The sequence below is a fragment of the Gordonia paraffinivorans NBRC 108238 genome (genome assembly GCF_000344155.1).
In the GTDB taxonomy this organism is placed as follows: domain Bacteria; phylum Actinomycetota; class Actinomycetes; order Mycobacteriales; family Mycobacteriaceae; genus Gordonia; species Gordonia paraffinivorans.
Map to the genome: position 1 here is coordinate 25,375 of NZ_BAOQ01000013.1, position 19,440 is coordinate 44,814.

At 69.6% G+C, this 19,440-nt stretch carries 18 protein-coding genes; 7 read left to right on the forward strand and 11 right to left on the reverse strand.

Translation table 11 applies throughout. The annotated features are described in order from the left end of the window. Positions 1 to 22: 22 nt before the first annotated feature. From GP2_RS07005 to hrcA, 4 genes are all read right to left on the reverse strand, one after another. Positions 23 to 808, reverse strand: coding sequence for an alpha/beta hydrolase family protein (locus GP2_RS07005; RefSeq protein WP_006899789.1), 786 nt, complete (start codon positions 806 to 808; stop codon positions 23 to 25). Next, positions 805 to 1,554, reverse strand: coding sequence for a 16S rRNA (uracil(1498)-N(3))-methyltransferase (locus GP2_RS07010; protein ID WP_006899790.1), 750 nt, complete (start codon positions 1,552 to 1,554; stop codon positions 805 to 807). Before GP2_RS07010 ends, GP2_RS07005 begins: the two co-directional genes overlap by 4 nt. Continuing rightward, positions 1,551 to 2,711, reverse strand: a complete 1,161-nt coding sequence (gene dnaJ, locus GP2_RS07015) for a molecular chaperone DnaJ (protein ID WP_006899791.1) — start codon at positions 2,709 to 2,711, stop codon at positions 1,551 to 1,553. Before dnaJ ends, GP2_RS07010 begins: the two co-directional genes overlap by 4 nt. Positions 2,712 to 2,884: 173 nt before the next feature. Continuing rightward, a complete protein-coding gene (gene hrcA, locus GP2_RS07020; RefSeq protein WP_040526598.1) occupies positions 2,885 to 3,919 on the reverse strand; it encodes a heat-inducible transcriptional repressor HrcA in 1,035 nt (344 codons plus the stop codon). Positions 3,920 to 4,026: 107 nt separating this feature from the next. Here hrcA and GP2_RS07025 point away from each other — a divergent pair, with 107 nt between their 5' ends. Then, a complete protein-coding gene (locus GP2_RS07025; protein ID WP_006899793.1) occupies positions 4,027 to 4,533 on the forward strand; it encodes a type II toxin-antitoxin system VapB family antitoxin in 507 nt (168 codons plus the stop codon). Positions 4,534 to 4,615: 82 nt separating this feature from the next. On the opposite strand, the gene hemW is transcribed toward GP2_RS07025, so the two are convergent. Further along, positions 4,616 to 5,827: a radical SAM family heme chaperone HemW gene (gene hemW / locus GP2_RS07030; RefSeq protein ID WP_006899794.1), complete on the reverse strand. Its 1,212-nt coding sequence runs from the start codon at positions 5,825 to 5,827 to the stop codon at positions 4,616 to 4,618. A gap of 383 nt (positions 5,828 to 6,210) precedes the next feature. On the opposite strand from hemW, the gene GP2_RS07035 reads away from it, so the two are divergent. The 5 genes from GP2_RS07035 to GP2_RS07055 are packed head-to-tail and all read left to right on the forward strand — an operon-like array spanning position 6,211 to position 11,681. Further along, positions 6,211 to 7,977, forward strand: a complete 1,767-nt coding sequence (locus GP2_RS07035; protein WP_006899795.1) for a nitrite/sulfite reductase — start codon at positions 6,211 to 6,213, stop codon at positions 7,975 to 7,977. Beyond that, positions 7,974 to 8,723 (forward strand): phosphoadenylyl-sulfate reductase, encoded by a 750-nt coding sequence (locus GP2_RS07040; RefSeq protein WP_006899796.1) that lies wholly within the window; start codon positions 7,974 to 7,976, stop codon positions 8,721 to 8,723. The genes GP2_RS07035 and GP2_RS07040 overlap by 4 nt, the downstream gene beginning before the upstream one ends. After that, complete coding sequence (gene cysD, locus GP2_RS07045) at positions 8,705 to 9,658, forward strand: sulfate adenylyltransferase subunit CysD (RefSeq protein ID WP_006899797.1); 954 nt, start codon at positions 8,705 to 8,707, stop codon at positions 9,656 to 9,658. Before GP2_RS07040 ends, cysD begins: the two co-directional genes overlap by 19 nt. Further along, positions 9,658 to 10,953: a sulfate adenylyltransferase subunit 1 gene (locus GP2_RS07050; protein WP_006899798.1), complete on the forward strand. Its 1,296-nt coding sequence runs from the start codon at positions 9,658 to 9,660 to the stop codon at positions 10,951 to 10,953. The genes cysD and GP2_RS07050 overlap by 1 nt, the downstream gene beginning before the upstream one ends. Then, a complete protein-coding gene (locus GP2_RS07055; RefSeq protein WP_006899799.1) occupies positions 10,950 to 11,681 on the forward strand; it encodes a sirohydrochlorin chelatase in 732 nt (243 codons plus the stop codon). The genes GP2_RS07050 and GP2_RS07055 overlap by 4 nt, the downstream gene beginning before the upstream one ends. A gap of 86 nt (positions 11,682 to 11,767) precedes the next feature. Here the strand turns inward: GP2_RS07055 and GP2_RS07060 are convergent, their stop codons facing one another. Beyond that, positions 11,768 to 11,968, reverse strand: a complete 201-nt coding sequence (locus tag GP2_RS07060) for a hypothetical protein (RefSeq protein ID WP_006899800.1) — start codon at positions 11,966 to 11,968, stop codon at positions 11,768 to 11,770. A gap of 92 nt (positions 11,969 to 12,060) precedes the next feature. Here GP2_RS07060 and GP2_RS07065 point away from each other — a divergent pair, with 92 nt between their 5' ends. Next, positions 12,061 to 14,082 (forward strand): glycoside hydrolase family 15 protein, encoded by a 2,022-nt coding sequence (locus tag GP2_RS07065; RefSeq protein ID WP_006899801.1) that lies wholly within the window; start codon positions 12,061 to 12,063, stop codon positions 14,080 to 14,082. A gap of 57 nt (positions 14,083 to 14,139) precedes the next feature. Here the strand turns inward: GP2_RS07065 and GP2_RS07070 are convergent, their stop codons facing one another. From GP2_RS07070 to GP2_RS07090, 5 genes are all read right to left on the reverse strand, one after another. Continuing rightward, complete coding sequence (locus GP2_RS07070; RefSeq protein ID WP_006899802.1) at positions 14,140 to 15,135, reverse strand: sulfate/molybdate ABC transporter ATP-binding protein; 996 nt, start codon at positions 15,133 to 15,135, stop codon at positions 14,140 to 14,142. A 1-nt stretch (position 15,136) separates the two neighbouring features. Beyond that, entirely contained in the window at positions 15,137 to 16,075 is a 939-nt protein-coding gene (gene cysW, locus GP2_RS07075; RefSeq protein WP_006899803.1) for a sulfate ABC transporter permease subunit CysW, read from the reverse strand. After that, positions 16,072 to 16,953: a sulfate ABC transporter permease subunit CysT gene (cysT, locus tag GP2_RS07080; RefSeq protein WP_040526599.1), complete on the reverse strand. Its 882-nt coding sequence runs from the start codon at positions 16,951 to 16,953 to the stop codon at positions 16,072 to 16,074. Before cysT ends, cysW begins: the two co-directional genes overlap by 4 nt. 5 nt (positions 16,954 to 16,958) lie before the next feature. Beyond that, the gene (locus tag GP2_RS07085) at positions 16,959 to 18,074 is read right to left on the reverse strand and encodes a sulfate ABC transporter substrate-binding protein (protein ID WP_040526585.1); all 1,116 of its coding nucleotides are present in this window, start codon (positions 18,072 to 18,074) and stop codon (positions 16,959 to 16,961) included. Between the two features lie 461 nt (positions 18,075 to 18,535). Then, positions 18,536 to 19,438, reverse strand: a complete 903-nt coding sequence (locus tag GP2_RS07090; RefSeq protein ID WP_006899806.1) for a cation diffusion facilitator family transporter — start codon at positions 19,436 to 19,438, stop codon at positions 18,536 to 18,538. Between the last annotated feature and the right edge of the window lie 2 nt (positions 19,439 to 19,440).

Here is a 19,440-nt window from a genome sequence, read left to right on the forward strand (position 1 = left end):
TGATCGAGAAGGTTTCCGGGAATCAGATCCCCAGGACCCGCACCGTCTGCCGCGCACACGCGCTGCGCGGGTCCACGAATGCCTCGTGCCCCTCCCCCGGCACGACGATCAGTTCGGCCGACTGGCCGCGGGCGACCGCGTCCTCCACGTAGCGACGGCTCGACTCCAGCGGCACCAGGTCGTCGGCGTCACCGTGGATTGCGACGACGTGCGCGTCGAAGACCGGCGCCAGCATCGGCGAGGCCTCCCGGTAACGGCGCGGGGACTCTCCGAAGGGGCGGCCCATCAACGCCCGAAGTGCGGGTTTGTCGGCGCCGGAGACGGTGTCGAGCACAGCGGCCTCGGCGACCACGGTCGTGATGCGGGTGGTCGCGGTGCGCGCGCCGAGCTGCCCCACCGCCCACACCGCGAGGTGCCCGCCGGCAGAATGCCCGACGACCCCGACCGTCGAGAAGTCGACGCCGGCAGGGTCGAGCCCCTGCTCAGACAACGCGTCGCGGACCGGCCCGTCGAGGGCACGGATCGCATCGAGGACGTCGCGGCCGGTCTCGGGCCAGCCGCCGCCGGGCTCGCCGACGCGCCGGTACTCGATGTTCCACACCAAGGCGCCGCGGCCGGACATCTCCCGCGCGACCGCGGTCTGAATCGTCAAGGAGTACTCGGCCGACCACGACCCGCCGTGGATGAGCACCACGACGCGGGCGTGCTCGGGATCGAAGCCCTCGCGCGGGAAATAGAGATGCCCGAACTGCGACGGTTCGTCGCCGTACTCGATCTTTACCCGCCGGACCGGGCATCGCCGGCTCATCGGGACCACCGCGAGGTGAGGACGCCGATCGCGCCGAGTGCCACGGCGGCGGCGGCCGCCGTGCGCAGCACCTCGGGTCCCAGAACCACAGAATGGGCGCCGAGGGCCGTCAGGTCGGCGACCTCGGAGTCGTCGAGTCCGCCCTCGGGGCCGATCACGAGCACGATCTCACCGGCGTCGGCGAGTGGGAGATCGGCGAGCGGCCGAGCCGCCTCCTCGTGCAGCACCGCGACCACCCCGCCCGCGGCGACCACGTCGGCGCACCGCGCCCGGACGTCGGTGGTCGTGGCGAGATCGGTGACCTCGGGAATCCAGGGCCGACGGCTCTGCTTCGCGGCCGCCGACGCCGCGGCCCGCCACTTCGCGACGCCCTTGTCGGCCTTGCCGCTCCAGCGCGCGACACAGCGCATCGCCTGCCACGGGACGATCGTGTCGGCACCGGCCTCGGTCGCCAGGTCCACCGCCAGCTCGGACCGGTCGGACTTCGGCAGCGCCTGCACCACGGTCACCTGCGGGGTCTGGCGAGCCCGAAACGTGAGCTCGCGCACCGAGGCGACGAGGGTGTCCTTGGAGACGATCTCGCGGACCTCGCAGTTCGCGACGGACCCGGCGCCGTCGCCGACGAGGATGCGTTCGCCCACCCCGAGCCGGGCGACGGTCACCGCGTGGCGACCCTCGGGGCCGCCGAGGGTGAGATCGGCGCCCGGTGCGGGGACGGAATCCGCCCAGAAGAGCGGCGGGCTCACTTGCCTGCGAAGGCGTTGCGGAGTCGCGAGAAGAGTCCGCCCGGTGCCGCGGCGGCCGACGAGTTGACCACCTCGATCTCTTCGTTCGCCACCTTCTTGTACTGCTTGAGCACCTCGGTCTGGGCGTTGTCCAGACGGGTCGGGACCACCACGTCGAGGTGCACGTGCAGTGTGCCGCGCACTCCGGAGCTGACGTGCGGCATGCCGTGCCCGCGGAGCTTGACGACCTGTCCGGGCTGGGTGCCGGGTGCGATCGTGACCGTCACCTCGTCGCCCAGGATGGTCTGGACGTCGAACTCGGCGCCGAGCGCCGCGTCGACCATCGGCACCTTGACGGTGCAGTGCAGGTCGTCCTTGTCGCGGACGAAGACGTCGTGCGGACGCTCGGTGACCTCGACGTAGAGGTCGCCGGCGGGACCGCCGCCAGGCCCGACCTCGCCCTGGCCGCTCAGCCGGACGCGCATGCCGCTCTCGACGCCCGCCGGGATGCGGACGGTCAGCGTGCGCCGCGAACGGACCCGCCCGTCGCCGCCGCACTTGTGGCACGGGTCGGGGATGACCTCGCCGACCCCGTGGCAGGTCGGGCACTCGCGGACGGTCATGACCTGGCCGAGGAACGAGCGCTGCACCGACTGGATCTCACCGGCACCCTTACAGGTGTCGCAGGTCACCGGCTTGCTGTCGCCGTTGGAACCCGAGCCCTTGCAGGCGTCGCACAGGATGGCCGTGTCGACGGTGATCTCCTTGTTGACGCCCTTGGCGCACTCCTCGAGATCGAGCTTCACACCGACGAGGGCCGGCTCCCCCGGCTGGACACGCGAACGCGGACCGCGGCTCGAGCCGAAGCCTCCGCCGCCGAAGCCTCCGCCGTTGCCGAAGAAGGCCTCGAAGACGTCGCCGAAGCCTCCGCCGCCCCCGAAGCCGCCGAAGCCGCCGGCTCGGGGCCCGGCCATCGGGTCGCCGCCCGCGTCGACGATGCGACGCTTCTCCGGATCGCTGAGCACCTCGTAGGCGGTCTTGACCTCCTTGAACTCGTCCTCCCGGTCGGGGGCGACGTCGGGGTGGAGTTCGCGCGCCTTCTTGCGGTAGGCCCGCTTGATCTCCTGGTCACTGGCGTCCTTGGACACCCCCAGGGTTGCGTAATAGTCACGTGCCACGGTCGTAGTGATCCTTCGGTCTGTTGTTGGCGCCGTTCTCTGCGGCACCCACGCGTCGTGCGCCCCGCGCCTGCGGGCAGCCCGCCGCACGGTTCACACGGGAACCACTCAATTCTGCCGAAAACCCGCCGGCGGCCTTCGCGCGGCGTCCCGCTCGCCCGCCGGGCCTGCGGTCATCGCTCGGCGAGCACCTCACCGATGTACTTGGCAACGGCCGCCACCGAGGCGATGGTTCCCGGATAGTCCATCCGTGTGGGGCCGAGCACTCCGACGCCGCCGAACACGGTTCCCGATGCACCGTACCCTGTCGACACCACCGAGGTCCCACGCAGGTTCTCGGTCTTGGTCTCCTCCCCGATCTGCACCGTGACCTGCCCCATCTGCTGCGAGTGGGCGAGGATCTTGAGGACGACGACCTGCTCCTCGAGCGCCTCGAGGACGGTGTCCATCCCACCGACCGTGGGTGTGAAGTCCGCGGCGGATTTCGCGAGATTCGACGTGCCGCCGAGCACGAGGCGGTCGTCGCCGCGCTCGACGAGGGTCTCCACGAGGACCGTCGCGATGTTCATGATCGCGCCGCGCAGGTCCTGGGGTGCGTCGTTGGCCAGTTCAGCGACCGCGGCCGACGCCTCGGCGAGCCGCTTTCCGTGGAGCGCCGCGGAGAAGAGGTCGCGCATGCGCGCGATGTCGCCGTCGGTGTGGTCCTCGTTGAGCACCACCATCCGCTGCTCGACGCGTCCGTTGTCGACGATCACCACGAGCAGCAGTCGCGACGGGGACAAGGTGACCATCTCGAGGTGGCGGACCCGTGCCGCGGAGAGCACCGGATACTGGATGACCGCGACCTGGCGGGTCAGCTTGGCCAGCAGCTTCACCGAGCGCCGCAGGGCGTCGTCGAGGTCGACGCTGCCGTCGAGGACCGAGATGATCGCGCGCCGTTCGGCCGCCGAGAGCGGCTTGATCTCGCTGATCCGGTCGACGAACAGCCGGTAGCCCTTGTCGGTGGGCACCCGCCCGGAGCTGGTGTGGGGCTGCGTGATGTACCCCTCGGCCTCCAGGACGGCCATGTCGTTGCGGACCGTCGCACTCGACACCCCCAGCTTGTGGCGGTCGACGAGGGCCTTGGAGCCGATGGGTTCCTGCGTGGCGACGTAGTCCTCGACGATCGCACGGAGGATCTCGAACCGGCGTTCCTCGGTCGCTGACACCCGGTACACCTCCCGTGATTCGAGTCCCTGGCCGCGGGTCCGGGCCATAGAGTGGCCCAGACCTCATACTGGATGTAATCCATAGTACGAAACGAGCGCGGAGTCTCATGATCTTCAAAGGGGTGCGGGAGGGTAGGCCCTATCCCGACCACGGTCTGTCGGCACGCGGCTGGGCCAAGATCCCGCCGCGGCAGCTACGCCTCGACGAGCTGACCACCCTCACCAAGGTCCTCGCCCTCGACAAGCTCCTCAGCGAGGACTCCACCTTCTACGGCGACCTGTTCGCACACGTCGTCCGGTGGCAGGGCGAGCTCTACCTCGAGGACGGACTGCATCGCGCGGTCCGCTCCGCGCTGCGGAACCGGCACATCATCCACGCCCGCACACTCGACCTCGACGCGCTCGACCTCTCCGAGGGCGCCCGCCCGCTCGAGGAGCAGCTCGACGACACCGCCGAGACCCCGGCGCGGCGCGCCACTCCCGAGACCCGGGAGATCCCGCGCGTGCCCGGCCCCGGCGTCTCGCCGTCCGGCATCCCCGCGACACGTCCGTCTCCCTCGGGTCGCGGCGCGCACCGTCGAGGCCCTCGGTCGACCGGGTGGACCAGCCCCTAGACCTCCGCAGCTCCACCACTTTTCGGCACACGCCACCGAATTCGGTGGCGTGTGCCGAAAAGTGGTGGGTTTGCAGGGTGATTCAGCCCCAGAGAACCCGGCGGATGACACCGTCGGCGAGCAGGCGCCCGGCGTCGGTGAGGACGTAGGCCGTCTCCGCTCGCTCGAGAAGGCCGTCGGCGCACAGCTTCTCGGCGTTCGCACGTTCGGCGTCGTCGAGGATGCCCATGGGCAGCCCCGTCCGGCACCGCGTGGTGAGCATGACCGCCTCGACGTGCCGGTCCTCGGCGCCGAGTTCCTCCGCCGACGCCGCGGGCAGCGCCCCCTCGGCGAGCGTCTTCGCATACCGGGCGGGATGTTTGACGTTCCACCAGCGCACGCCGTTGACGTGTGAATGGGCGCCCGGCCCGATCCCCCACCAGTCGTGGCTGTGCCAGTACGCGAGGTTGTGCCGGCAGGCCGCCGCCTCGTCGCGCGCCCAGTTCGACACCTCGTACCAACCGAACCCGTCGGCGCTCAGCCGGTCGTCGAGGATCTGGTAGCGGTCGGCGAGGACGTCGTCGTCGGGGGCGGGCATCTCGCCGCGCCGGATTCGCCGCGCGAGCGCGGTGCCGTCCTCGACGATGAGCGCATAGGCCGAGACATGGTCGACGCCCGCCGACAGCACCGCGTCGAGGCTGGCGTGCAGGTCGGCATCGGTCTCGCCGGGGGTGCCGTAGATGAGGTCGAGGTTGACGTGCTCGAAGCCCGCCTCGCGGGCCTCGCGCGCGGCGGCGACCGCACGTCCCGGGGTGTGCACGCGGTCGAGGACGCGCAGGACGTGCTGCGCCGCGGACTGCATGCCCAGCGAGATCCGCGTGTACCCGGCCTCGTGCAGATCGGCGAAGAACTCCGGCGACGTCGACTCCGGATTCGACTCGGTCGTCACCTCCGCGTCGTCGGCCAGGTCGAACTCGGCGCGCACGGCATCGAGGAGCCTGGTGAGTCCGGCGGCACCGAGCAGCGACGGGGTTCCTCCGCCGACGAAGATCGTCGACACCTTGCGGGCCGGCTGCAGCAGGCGTGCCGCCGATTCGAGTTCGGCCGCGACCGCCTCCTGCCAGGATTCCGGGGACGACGACGAGCCGAGCTCACCCGCGGTGTAGGTGTTGAAGTCGCAGTAGCCGCAGCGCGTCGCGCAGAACGGGACGTGCAGATACAGACCAAACGGGACCTCGGGGTCGACGTCGGCGCACGCCCTCGAGATGAGCCCGGCGGCGAGCTCGGGAGCGGGTGTTTCGATGTCGACCTTCACCCGTCCATCATGCCGCCCGGAAACGCGTCGCCGCCTCTTGCCCTCAACCGAAGCCGCCGGTCGCCGGCCGAACACCCGCGGCAGACCGGGGCTGCAACGCCGCGCAGCTCACCTTGCCGCCTTTCCATCATCGTGATGGAAAATAACCCCAAGTAGACGTGGCGACGACGGACGTGGCATTATCGAGCCGTGATTTTCCCCGGGGTGTGGCTCGCTGCCCGACGCCACATTGATCTCAAGCGCGTCAACAGCGCTTTCTGTCGCCTCTAGCGACGTCTCGGCCCCGACCTGTCCCCATTTCTGCGGGGATGCCGGCACGTTCCAGCCCACTTTTCGTGCGTAGAACGCCGGCGATCGCGTGCGCCGGCACAGGAGATTCTCTGATGACGTCCACAACTGATGCCCCCGTGTCCGCATCGGCTCCCGCCGCCCCGGCAGCCGACCAGACCGCCGACACCTCCGCCGAGAAGCGCGCCCGCCCGGCCCGCAAGGCCCGTCCGGTCAAGCGCCGCGCCGAAGGCCAGTGGAAGCTCGGCTACCGCGAGCCGCTGAACCCCAACGAGCAGGTCAAGAAGGACGACAACCCGCTCAACGTCCGCGCCCGCATCGAGAACATCTACTCCAAGCAGGGCTTCGACTCGATCGACAAGCAGGACCTGCGCGGCCGTATGCGCTGGTGGGGCCTCTACACCCAGCGCGCCCAGGGCTATGACGGCACCTGGACCGGCGACGAGAACATCGACATCCTCGAGGACAACCACTTCATGATGCGCGTCCGGTGCGATGCCGGGGCGCTCACCGTCGCGCAGCTGCGCACCCTCGGCGAGATCTCGACCGAGTTCGCCCGCGACACCGCCGACCTCTCCGATCGCGAGAACGTCCAGTACCACTGGATTCGCATCGAGGACGTCCCCACCATCTGGCAGCGCCTGGAGGCCGTCGGCCTGCACACCACCGAGGCCTGCGGCGACTGCCCGCGCGTCGTGCTGGGCTCGCCGCTGGCCGGCGAGTCCTTCGACGAGGTCCTCGACCCGACGCCGGCCATCGACGAGATCGTCCGCCGGTTCATCGGCGACCCGCAGTACTCGAACCTGCCGCGCAAGTTCAAGACCGCGATCTCCGGCCAGCAGGACGTGGTGCACGAGATCAACGACGTCGCCTTCATCGGCGTCGTGCACCCCGAGCACGGCCCCGGCCTCGACCTCTGGGTCGGCGGCGGCCTGTCCACCAACCCGATGCTCGCCCAGCGCGTCGGCGCGTGGGTCCCGCTCGACGAGGTGCCCGACGTCTGGGAGGGCGTGGTCGCGCTCTTCCGCGACTACGGTTACCGGCGCCTGCGTTCCAAGGCGCGCCTGAAGTTCCTCGTCAAGGACTGGGGCATCGAGAAGTTCCGCCAGGTCCTCGAGGACGAGTACCTCGGCCGCAAGCTGATCGACGGCCCGGCCCCGGAGAAACCCGAACGCCCGATCGACCACATCGGCGTGCAGAAGCTGCGCAACGGCCTCAACGCCGTCGGCTTCTCCCCCATCGCCGGTCGCGTGTCGGGCACCATCCTGACCAAGACCGCCGAGGCCGTCGCCAAAGTCGGCTCCGACCGCGTGCGCTTCACCCCGTACCAGAAGCTGATCGTCCTCGACGTCCCCGACGACCAGGTGGAGTGGCTGATCGACGAGCTCAAGCCGCTCGGCCTGCACGCCCGGCCCTCGCAGTGGCGCCGAAACCTGCTGGCCTGCAGTGGAATCGAGTTCTGCAAACTGTCCTTCACCGAGACCCGCAAACGCTCGCAGGTGCTCGCGCCCGAGCTCGAGGAGCGTCTCGCCGACATCAACTCGAAGCTCGACGTCCCGATCACGGTGAACATCAACGGCTGCCCCAACTCCTGCGGACGTTCGCAGATCGCCGACATCGGCTTCAAGGGCCAGCTGGTGGAGGACGCCGACGGCAACGTGGCCGAGGGCTTCCAGGTCCACCTCGGCGGCAGCCTCGGCCTGGACTCGGGATTCGGCCGCAAGCTCCGCCAGCACAAGGTTCTCTCCACCGAGCTCGGCGACTACATCGAACGCGTCGTCCGCAACTTCGTGGAGCAGCGAGAAGACGGCGAACGGTTCGCGCAGTGGGCCGTTCGCGCCGACGAGGAGGCACTCCGATGACCATCAGCACCACCGAGACGGTCGCCGGCCGGCGCCACAGCGAAGAGGAGCTCCGCGCGATCGCGGCCAAGGGCGCCGCCGACCTCGGCCCCGACGCGAGCCCGGAGGAACTGTTCCGCTGGACCGCGGAGATGTTCGGCACGAACTTCGTCGTCGCGTCGAACATGCAGGACGCGGTGCTCGTCGACCTCGCGGTCAAGAACATCGACCGTGAGCTGGTCGGCGGACCGGTGAAGGTCCTGTTCCTCGACACCGGTTACCACTTCGCCGAGACCATCGGCACCCGCGACGCCGTCGAGCAGGTCTACGGGGTGCAGTTGATCAACCTCACCCCCGAGCACAGCGTCGCCGAGCAGGACGAACTGCTGGGCCGCAACCTCTTCGCGCGCGACCCGGGCGAATGCTGCCGCCTGCGCAAGGTCGTCCCGCTCAAGGCCGGGCTCGCCGGCTACGACGCGTGGGTCACCGGCATCCGCCGCGTGGAGGCGCCGACGCGCGCGAACGCCCCGCTGATCTCGTTCGACGAGGCCTTCGGCCTGGTGAAGATCAACCCGATCGCACCGTGGTCCGACGAGCAGATGCAGAACTACATCGACTCCCACGGCGTGCTGGTCAACCCGTTGGTCGACGAGGGCTACCCCTCGATCGGCTGCGCGCCGTGCACCGCCAAACCTGCACCCGGATCCGATCCGCGCAGCGGCCGCTGGGCCGGCCGCGCCAAGACAGAATGTGGGCTCCACGCATGACCATCACCGAACCCCAGCCCGTCCGCGACGCCGTTGCCGACGACGACTTCTCGACCCTCGACGCGCTCGAGTCCGAGGCCATCCACATCTTCCGCGAGGTGGCCGGCGAGTTCGAGCGGCCGGTGATCCTGTTCTCCGGCGGCAAGGACTCCACCGTCCTCCTGCACGTCGCCCTCAAGGCGTTCTGGCCTGCGCCGCTTCCGTTCTCGCTGCTGCATGTCGACACCGGGCACAACCTGCCCGAGGTCCTCGAGTTCCGCGACCAGGTCGTCGAGCGCCACAACCTGCGCCTGCACGTCGCCTCGGTCGAGGAGTACCTCGCCGACGGCCGGCTCACCGAACGCCCCGACGGCGTCCGCAACCCGCTGCAGACCATCCCGCTGCTCGACGCCATCACCGAGAACCGCTTCGACGCGGTGTTCGGCGGCGGCCGCCGCGACGAGGAGCGCTCGCGCGCCAAGGAGCGGATCTTCTCGTTGCGCAACGCCTTCGGCCAGTGGGACCCGAAGCGTCAGCGCCCCGAGTTGTGGAACCTCTACAACGGGCGCCACGCACCGGGCGAGCACGTCCGCGTGTTCCCGCTGTCGAACTGGACCGAGCTCGACGTGTGGCGCTACATCACCCGCGAGCAGGTGCTGCTCCCCTCGATCTACTACGCCCACGAGCGTGACGTCTTCCAGCGCGACGGCATGTGGATGACCCCCGGCGTCTGGGGCGGCCCCCGCGACGGCGAGGTGCTGGAACGCCGCTGGGTGCGCTACCGCACCGTCGGCGACGGCTCGTCGACCGGCGCGGTGCTGTCCGAGGCCCGCACCAACGAAGAGGTGCTGGCCGAGGTCGCCGCCTCCCGACTGACCGAACGCGGCGCCACCCGCGGCGACGACCGTGTCTCCGAGGCCGCGATGGAAGACCGCAAGCGCGAAGGATATTTCTGATGAGCCACGCCCCCGACCTCCTCCGCATCGCCACCGCGGGCAGCGTCGACGACGGCAAGTCGACCCTCGTCGGCCGCCTGCTGTACGACACCAAGTCGGTCCTGGCCGACCAGATCGACGCCGTCACGAAGGCGTCGGTCGACCGCGGCCTCGACACCCCCGACCTGTCGCTACTCGTCGACGGCCTGCGCGCCGAGCGCGAGCAGGGCATCACCATCGACGTGGCGTACCGCTACTTCGCCACGCCCGCACGCTCTTTCGTGCTCGCCGACACCCCCGGCCACGTGCAGTACACCCGCAACACGGTGTCCGGCGCGTCGACCGCGCAGTTGGTGATCCTGCTCGTCGACGCCCGCAACGGTGTCGTCGCGCAGACCCGTCGCCACGCCGCGGTCATGGCGCTCCTCGGCGTGCCGCAGCTGGTGCTCGCGGTCAACAAGATCGACCTCGTCGACGACGCGGCGAGCGTGTTCGCCGAGATCTCGGCCGAATTCGGCGAGCTCACCCGCTCGCTCGGATGGTCGCCCGAGCAGGTCACCTCGATCCCGGTGTCGGCCCTGCACGGCGACAACATCGCGAAGCCGTCGGAGAACACGCCGTTCTACGACGGCCCGACCCTCATCGAGCACCTCGAGACGGTTCCCAACCTGACCGAGCGCGCCCCGGTGGGCCTGCGCTTCCCGGTGCAGTACGTGATCCGTCCGCGCACCCCGGAGTACCCGGACTACCGCGGTTACGCCGGGCAGATCGCGGCCGGCCGCGTCACGGTCGGCGACGAGATCGTCGTGCTGCCGTCGGGCCAGCGGACCACCGTCAGCGGAATCGACACCGCCGACGGCCCGCTGGAGACCGCGCACACCGGCCGCAGCGTCACCCTGCTGCTCGCCGACGACGTCGACATCTCGCGCGGTGACCTGATCGCGGCGGTGGCAGACGCCCCCGAGCCGATCCAGCAGTTCACCGCGACCGTGTGCTGGCTGGCCGAGAAGCCGCTGCGCCCGGGCGCGCGTCTGCTCCTCAAGCACGGCACCAAGACCACGCAGGCCATCGTCGGCGGACTCGACGCCCTCTTCGACGAGCAGAACCTCGCGCTGGTCGACGCCCCGGAGACGGTGGAGCTCAATCAGATCGTGCGGATCTCGGTGCAGACCGCGGAGCCGATCCCGGCCGATGACTACCAGGTGAACCGCGAGTCGGGCAGCTTCCTGCTGATCGATCCGGCCGGCGGCAACACACTGGCGGCCGGTCTCGTCGGCGACGCCCTGGCGCCGCTGCATCTCAAAGAGCTGGTGTGAACCCGACGCTCGTCCTCGCCGCACACGGCAGCCGCGATCCGCGCTTCGGCGTGACCGCGCGCCGTGTGCGCGACGCCGTCGCGGCCGCCCTGCCCGAGGTCGAGGTGGTGTTGTCCTACCTCGACCTGAACGAGCCGTTCGTCGGCGACGTCCTCGAACGTGTCGGGGACGCCGACGCGGACCCGGTCGTCGTCCCGCTGCTGCTGTCGGCGGGGTATCACCACAAGGTCGACCTGCCCGCGATCATCGCCGCGCATCGGCCCTTCGCGCATCAGACGGAGGTGGTCGGCACCCGGTCGCTGGCGGCGGCACTCGCCGACCGTCTGCACGAGGCGGGTCTCGACGATCGTGACGGTGTGATCCTGGCCGCGGTCGGGTCGTCGGACGCCGCGGCCGACCTCCACGTCCGACGCCGGGCGATCGAGTTGTCGACGCGACTGCACCGTCCGGTTGAGGTGGTCTTCGCCACGCGGCTGGGCTCCGATGCCCGCGTTCTCGCCGGGGCGGTGCGCCGGTTGCGCGCTGCCGGCGCCGGGCGGATCGCGCTCAGCCCCTACCTCCTGTCGGCGGGGCTGCTCGTCGAGCGGGTGGAGACGGCCCTCGACTCGATGGTGGAGGGCACGCTCGTGGCGGGACCGCTCGGCGCGCATCCCGACCTCGTCGACGGCATCTGCTGCCTCTACCGCACCGCGACCAGGCGGGCGGCGGTCACCACCAGCGGGCGGTGAGAGACCTCACATCGTCACGAGCCAGGCGATGACCACGAGGATCAGCAACGCGAGCAGGGCCACCGTGACCGGCGAGCGCATCAGTTTCACAGTCCGGTCCCATCGTCGTCGGCGAAGCGGCGGCGGTCGAGGATGTCGGCCGCGAGGTCCACGAGGAAGTTGAGCACGTAGGCGATCAGCACGGCCACCGGGATCACCACGACGACCGTCACCAGCAGCTGCGGCACGAAGGACAGGCCGGTCAGCCACTCCTCCACGCCGTCCCACCAGTTGAAGAACGCCGTCACGTCATCTCCCCGTCCATCCGATTCGGATCATCCGCGTCTCGGTCCGGTGAACCGAGTGGCGTCGGACAGCGCCCGTGGCAATGATAGTTGCCATGTCTGCCGCAGATGACTCCACCGTAACGCCCCTGCCGACCGCCGCCGGCCACCGGGCCGACGACGCCGACCAGGACGTGCGCCGAGTCACCGATGCCGCGCCGATCCCGCCGACCGCGCCGTCGCATCGCAGCGCCTTCCCTCCCATCGGCGACTACGCGTTCCTGTCCGACACCGAGACCAACTGCCTCATCGCGCGCAACGGCTCGGTGGAGTGGATGTGTATCCCGCGCCCGGACTCGCCGAGCGTGTTCGGCGCGGTCCTCGACCGCAGCGCGGGCCATTTCCGGCTGGCACCGTACGGCGTCAACGTCCCGGTCGATCGCCGGTACCTCCCGGGCAGCCTGATGGTCGAGACCACGTGGCAGACCGACACGGGCTGGATCATCGTGCGCGACGCCCTCGTCATGGGACCGTGGCACGACACCGAGCGCCGCTCGCGCACCCACCGCCGCACCCCCACCGACTGGGACGCCGAGCACGTCCTGCTGCGGACGGTTCGCTGCGTGTCGGGAACGGTCGAACTCCACATGAGCTGCGAGCCGGCGTTCGACTACCACCGCGGCACCACCCGCTGGGAGTACACCGGCCCCGCCTACGGCGAGGCCGTCGCAACCGCCCACGACACCGACGCCGACACCCCCACCCTGAAGCTCACCACCGACCTCCGTCTGGGACTCGAGGGCCGCGAGGCCCGCGCACGCACACGCCTCGTCGAGGGCGACAACCGCTTCGTCGCCCTCAGCTGGTCGCGTCATCCGGCGCCGCAGAACTGGGAGGAGGCCGCCCACAAGATGTGGACCACCAGTGAGGCGTGGCGGCAGTGGATCAACATCGGCTCCTTCCCCGATCACCCGTGGCGCAGCCACCTGCAGCGGTCGGCGCTGACCCTCAAGGGGCTCACCTACTCCCCGACCGGCGCGCTGCTCGCCGCCGCGACCACCTCCCTGCCGGAAACGCCGCAGGGAGAGCGCAACTGGGATTACCGGTACGCGTGGGTGCGCGACTCGACCTTCGCGCTCTGGGGTCTCTACACCCTCGGCCTCGACCGCGAGGCCGACGACTTCTTCTCCTTCATCGCCGACGTCTCGGGCATCAACAACGGGGAACGCCATCCGCTGCAGGTGATGTACGGCGTCGGCGGGGAGCGCACCCTCGAGGAGGAGGAGCTCACCCACCTGTCCGGATACGGCGGCGCCCGGCCGGTCCGCATCGGCAACGGCGCGTACAACCAACGGCAGCACGACATCTGGGGCACGATGCTGGATTCGGTGTACCTCCACATCAAGTCCCACGAGGCCGTCTCCGAGACGCTCTGGCCGGTACTCAAGGCCCAGGTCGAGGAGGCCATCGAACACTGGCGCGAACCCGACCGCGGCATCTGGGAGGTCCGCGGCGAGCCGCAGCACTTCACCTCGTCGAAGGTGATGTGCTGGGTGGCGCTCGACCGCGGTGCGCGGCTGGCCATGATGCACGGCGAGGCCAAGCACGCCCGGGAGTGGTCGGCGATCGCCGACGAGATCAAGGCCGACGTCCTCGCCCACGGCGTCAACGACCGCGGCGTGTTCACCCAGCGCTACGGCGACGACGCGCTGGACGCCTCACTGCTGCTGGTGCCGCTGCTGCGGTTCCTGCCGCCGGACGATCATCGCGTCCGCGCAACGGTTCTCGCGATCGCCGACGAGCTCACCGAGAACGGCCTGGTGCTGCGCTACCGGGTCGAAGAGACCGACGACGGCCTCACCGGCGAGGAGGGCACGTTCACCATCTGCTCGTTCTGGCTGGTGTCGGCGCTGGTGGAGATCGGTGAGCTGCCGCGCGCCAAGGCGCTGTGCGAGCGCCTGCTGTCCTACTCGAGTCCGCTCAAGCTCTACGCGGAGGAGATCGACGCCAAGACCGGCCAGCACCTGGGCAACTTCCCGCAGGCGTTCACCCACCTGGCGCTGATCAACGCGGTCATGCACGTCATCCGCGCCGAGGAGGCCGAGCACCAGGCGACGTTCCAGCCGGCCAATCACTGACCGGCGGGCAACCTGGACCGACGGAATCCGGTTCTCGGTCCGGCGGAACGCCGGTGCTCAGACCCCGTCGAGCGCGGCGACCTTGGTGGCCCGCGCGTACACGGTCTCGCCGGGCTGAAGGTTCAGCGCGTTCTGGTCGCCGCGGGTGATCTGCGCGGCGAACTCCTCGCCGGTCGACGCCGAGACGAGTTCGACGCGGGTCTCGAAGCCGAGGTTGACCACGCGCTGCACGGTGGCGCGGATGATGCCCACGTCGAGGTTCGGATCGGTGGTCGGCGACGCCATCTCCGGGGTGCGTCCGATCCGGATGTCGTGAGGGCGCACCAGTTCTCCGTTGAGGCGCACCGTGGAGCCCAGGAACGACGCCACGAACTCGTTGGCGGGACGGTCGTAGAGGTCGTCGGGGGTGCCGACCTGCTCGATGCGTCCCTTGTTCAACACGGCGATCCGGTCGCTGACGTCGAGCGCCTCCTGCTGGTCGTGGGTGACCAGCACCGTGGTGACGTGCACCTCGTCGTGCAGGCGACGCAGCCACCGCCGCAGGTCGTCGCGCACCTTCGCGTCGAGCGCGCCGAACGGCTCGTCGAGCAGGAGCACCTTCGGGTCGACGGCGAGTGCGCGCGCAAGCGCCATGCGCTGGCGTTGCCCGCCGGACAGCTGCGCCGGGAACCGCTTCTGGAAGACGGTCAGGCCGACCACCTCGAGCAGCTGGTCGACCTTGGCGTCGACCTCCTTCTTGGGCCGCTTGCGGATCTTGAGCCCGAAGGCGATGTTCTCGCGCACGGTCAGGTGCTTGAACGCGGCGTAGTGCTGGAACACGAAGCCGATGTCGCGCTTCTGCGGCGACTTCTTCGACACGTCGGTGTCGTTGATGATCACGGTGCCCGAGTCGAGGGTGTCGAGTCCGGCGATCGCGCGCAGCAGCGTCGACTTGCCCGAACCCGACGGGCCCAGCAGGGAGGTCAGCTGACCGTCCGGGATGTCGATGGAGACGTCGTCGAGAGCGGCGAAGTCGCCGTAGCGTTTGTTGGCGCCGATGACCTTGATGGACATGTCACTCGCCTTCCGTGGGATGGGCATGAGAGTGGACGATCTGCTTGGCGTCGACGGATTCCGGTCCGTGCGGCGGGGTGAGTTCGGGTTCGACGATCTCGACCTCGCCCGAGGTGGACTCGCTCGCCTCGGCCAGGCGTGACTTGGCGCGGCGCTCGATGAGCGACATCGCGACCAGCACGAGGATCGCGACGAACATCAGCAGCGTCGCGGCCGCATAGGCGCCGAACTCGTTGTAGTCGTCGGTGTAACGCGAGTTGACCAACAGGGTGAGGGTCTGCGAGACGCCCGGGAAGTTCGACGACACCATGGTCACCGCGCCGTACTCGCCGAGCGCGCGGGCGACGGTCAGCACGATGCCGTAGGTGAGGCCCCAGCGGATCGCCGGCAGCGTGACGCGCCAGAACACCTGCCACGAACTGGCGCCCAGGGTGGCGGCGGCCTCCTCCTGCTCGGTGCCGATCTCGCGGAGGACGGGCTCGACCTCGCGGGCGACGAACGGCAACGTGACGAACAGCGTGGCGAGCACCAGACCGGGGAACCCGAAGATGATCCGGAACCCGAGACTCTCGATGCCGCCGAACCAGCCGCCGTAGCCCCACAGCAGGATCAGGGCGACGCCGGCGACCACGGGCGACACCGCGAACGGCAGGTCGACGACCGCCTGCAACAGCCCCTTGCCCGGAAAACGCCCGCGCGCCAGGGCAAGTGCCGTGATGACGCCGAAGATGACGTTGAGCGGCACGACGATCACGACGATCAGCAGGCTCAGCTGCAGTGCCGAGATCGCCGCGGGCGTGGTGATCCACTCCCAGAACTGGACGATGCCGTGTTCGAAGGAGCGGTAGAAGATCGTGCCCACGGGGACGATCAGCAGGACGAACAGGTAGACGAGGGCGACGGTCCGCAGCCCGTAGCGGGTGAGTCGGGAGACCTTCATCGATCCGCGTCCTCCCGCTTGGACTGCCACCGGCCGACGATGCGCAGGATGAGCAGCGTCACGAAGGCGATCAACAGCAGCACCACCGAGATCGCGGCGGCGTTGACCGGCGCGTCGATCTCGATCTGCTGCTGGATGTACTGCGACGCCACCTGTGTGTCACCCGGGATGTTGCCGCCGATGAGCACCACCGAGCCGAACTCGCCGATGGCGCGGGTGAACGCGAGGCCCGCACCGGTCAGGATCGCCGGCAGCAGCGCGGGCAGGATGATCCGGCGGAAGATCGTGAGGTTGTTGGCGCCGAGCACCGCCGCGGCCTCCTCCACGTCGACGTCGAGCTCGAGGAGCACCGGCTGCACCTGCCGCACCACGAACGGGAGCGTGACGAAGGTCAGTGCGATCACCAGCGCGGGCTTGGTCGCGTTGAGGTGGATGTCGACCGGGCTGTTCGGGCCGTACAGCGACAGCAGCACGAGGCTCGCGACGATCGTGGGCAGTGCGAACGGCAGGTCGATGATGGCGTTGACGAACCCCTTGCCGGGGAAGTCGTCACGGACCAGGACCCACGCGATCAGCGTGCCGAAGACGACGTTGATGAGCGCCGCGATCACCGAGACGAGGACGGTGATCCACAGTGCGTCGACGGCGGCGGGCGCGGTCACCGCGTCCCAGAAGCCGCTCCAGCCGTCCTCGAAGGACTGCACCGTGATCGCGGCGAGCGGCAGCAGCACGATGACGCTCAGCCACAGCCAGGCGACGCCGACGGTCATCGGGCTCACCCCGGCGAAGGTCCGCGAGCGCCCCAGGAACCCGCCGGGCGGTCGCGAGCCGGACACGGCCTGCGGATCGTCCGGGGCCGGTGCGTCGACCGAGTCCACCGTCGTCACTGCTTACCCCCTGAGTCGTAGATCTTGGTGATGGCGCCCTTCTTGCCGAACAGCACCTCGTCGACGGCCTTCCATCCGGTCAGGTTCTTGCCGTCGTTCTCCTCGGCGGTGCCCTCGCCGAGGATCTTCCCGATCTCGGCGATCGTCCACAGCTTCGCGATGTCGCCCGGGAAGAGGTCCCTGGTCTCCTCGATGACCACGGGGTCGACGGGGCGGAATCCCGTTGCCGCCCAGATCCGCTGCGCTTCCGGGGTGAACAGGAAGTCCACGAAGGACCGGGCGGCCGGGAGATCCTTGGTGGTGTTCACCACCGCGACCGGGTTCTCGATCTTGAAGGTCTGCGGCGGAATCACATACTCGACCTGGCTGTTCGGGTTCTTGCCCGCGTTGGCCTTGTCGAGCATGATCGCCTCGTTCTCGTAGCTGATCAGCACGTCGCCCTGTCCCTGTTCGAAGGCCGTGGTCGCCTCGCGACCCGACTTCGGGACCACCTTCACGTGATCGCGGATGAGCTCGGCGACGTAGTCGAGGCCGGCCTGCAGGTTCCGGCCGCCGTCGCTGACCGCCGAGAACGGCGCGAGCAGGTTCCACTTGGCCGAGCCGGAGCTGCCCGGGTTCGGGGTGACCACCTGGACGCCGGGCTTGAGCAGGTCGTCCCAGTCGCGGATGTTCTTCGGGTTGCCCTTGCGGACCACCAGCGCGACGACCGAACCGAACGGCGTGCTGTTGTTGGGGGCCTGCTCTTTCCAGTCCTCGTCGACGAGGCCGGCCTTCACGAGCCGCGTGATGTCGGGCTCGACGGAGAAGTTCACGACATCGGCGGGGACGCGGCGGGCCACCTTGCGGGACTGGTCGCCGGACGCGCCGTACGACGCGGAGAATCCGACGCCCTCGCCCTCGGGGGTCGCGCGGAAGGCCGGGATGATCTCGTCGAACCCGATCTTCGGGACGGCGTAGGCGACGAGGTCGAGGTGACGGTCTCCGCTGGAGATGTCCACCCCGCCGGGTTCGTCGGTCGATCCGCCGCCACATCCGGAGACGAGCACCATCGCCAGTGCCAACAGACTCACCAGCACGCCAGTGCCGCGTCGTTTGACGGAGCCAGCGCTCACGGATTCCTCCAGGACTCTCTTCGCAGGGCCGGTCGCGACAACGCTGTGACCGGCGAGGACCGGTTTACGCTAGCAACCTGCAAGCGGCTCTGGCAGGGGGCGAAGTCGCGCCCGCAGCCGGTTCGCACCGCTGCGCGCGCGGACCGCGGTCCGGTGGGCGCCTCTCCGGTCGGGAGGGTGCGGGCATCGGTTGCCCGCCGACGCAATCGGCCCACGCGGAGCGAAATCGTCGTCTACGATCCGCCGCAGCCCACCGATGGATCGGGCAGGCCTGTGGCCAGCGAGAACGCCCGGTCACCGCACCGGACGCCCAGACCCGCCGACCCGGGACCGGACCGCGCGAGCGGGCCTCCGGCCCCGTTCCCCCGCTCCGCTCCGCGATGCGTCGAGACGACCCGAGAATCCTCTTCCGAAACCGTGCAACGGTTGAAATCAGCCGGATTCAAACCCCGCCGGAGGGCCTAGTCGAGCCGCCACTCCTCGTAGGCGCGGGGGTCGCCGACCGGCTCGATGTGGGTGGTGATGCTCAGGTCCGCGACCGCGTCGTGCAACTCGCCCTCGACCTCCTCGGCGAGGTCGTGCGCCCGCTGCACCGACCAGTCCCCCGGGACGAGCATGTGCAACTGGACGAACCGCTGATGCCCGGCCTCGCGGGTTCGGATGTCGTGGAAGACGATGCCGTCGGCCCGGTGACGATCGAGCACCGCCTCGATCGCCTCCAACTGCTCGTCGGGCAGGGCCGAATCCATGAGGCCGGCTCCCGACCGCTTCACGAGCCCGAAACCCACGACCATGATGTTGACGGCAACCGCGATGGCGATGATCGGGTCGAGGGGAAGCCAGCCGGTCCACGCAACCAGGAACACCGCGATGACGACGCCGATCGTCGTGGCGACGTCGGTCATCAGGTGCTTGCCGTCGGCCTCGAGCGTGAGAGACCGATGCCGGCGGCCGACGGCGATGAGGAACAGGCCGACGGCGCCGTTGAGGACGGTCGCCGCGATCGAGATCCCGAGACCGAGTCCGACGGACTCGAGTTCGCGAGGATGCAGCAACCGGTCGACGGCCGAGACGACGATGATGACGGCCGCGACGACGATCAGCACGCCCTCGAACACCGCGGAGAAGTACTCGGCCTTGGTGTGCCCGAAGTTGTGTCCGCTGTCGGGCGGTTTCGCCGCCACCCGCAGCGCCACGAAGGCGGCGACCGCGGCGACGACGTTGACGATGGACTCCAGTGCGTCGGAGAGCAGGCCGACCGATCCGGTCACCCACCACGCGACGACTTTGAGCGCGAAGACCGCGACGGCGGTCACGATGCTGAGCAGCGCGAAGCGCGTCAGATCCCTGGGTTCGGCCTTCACGT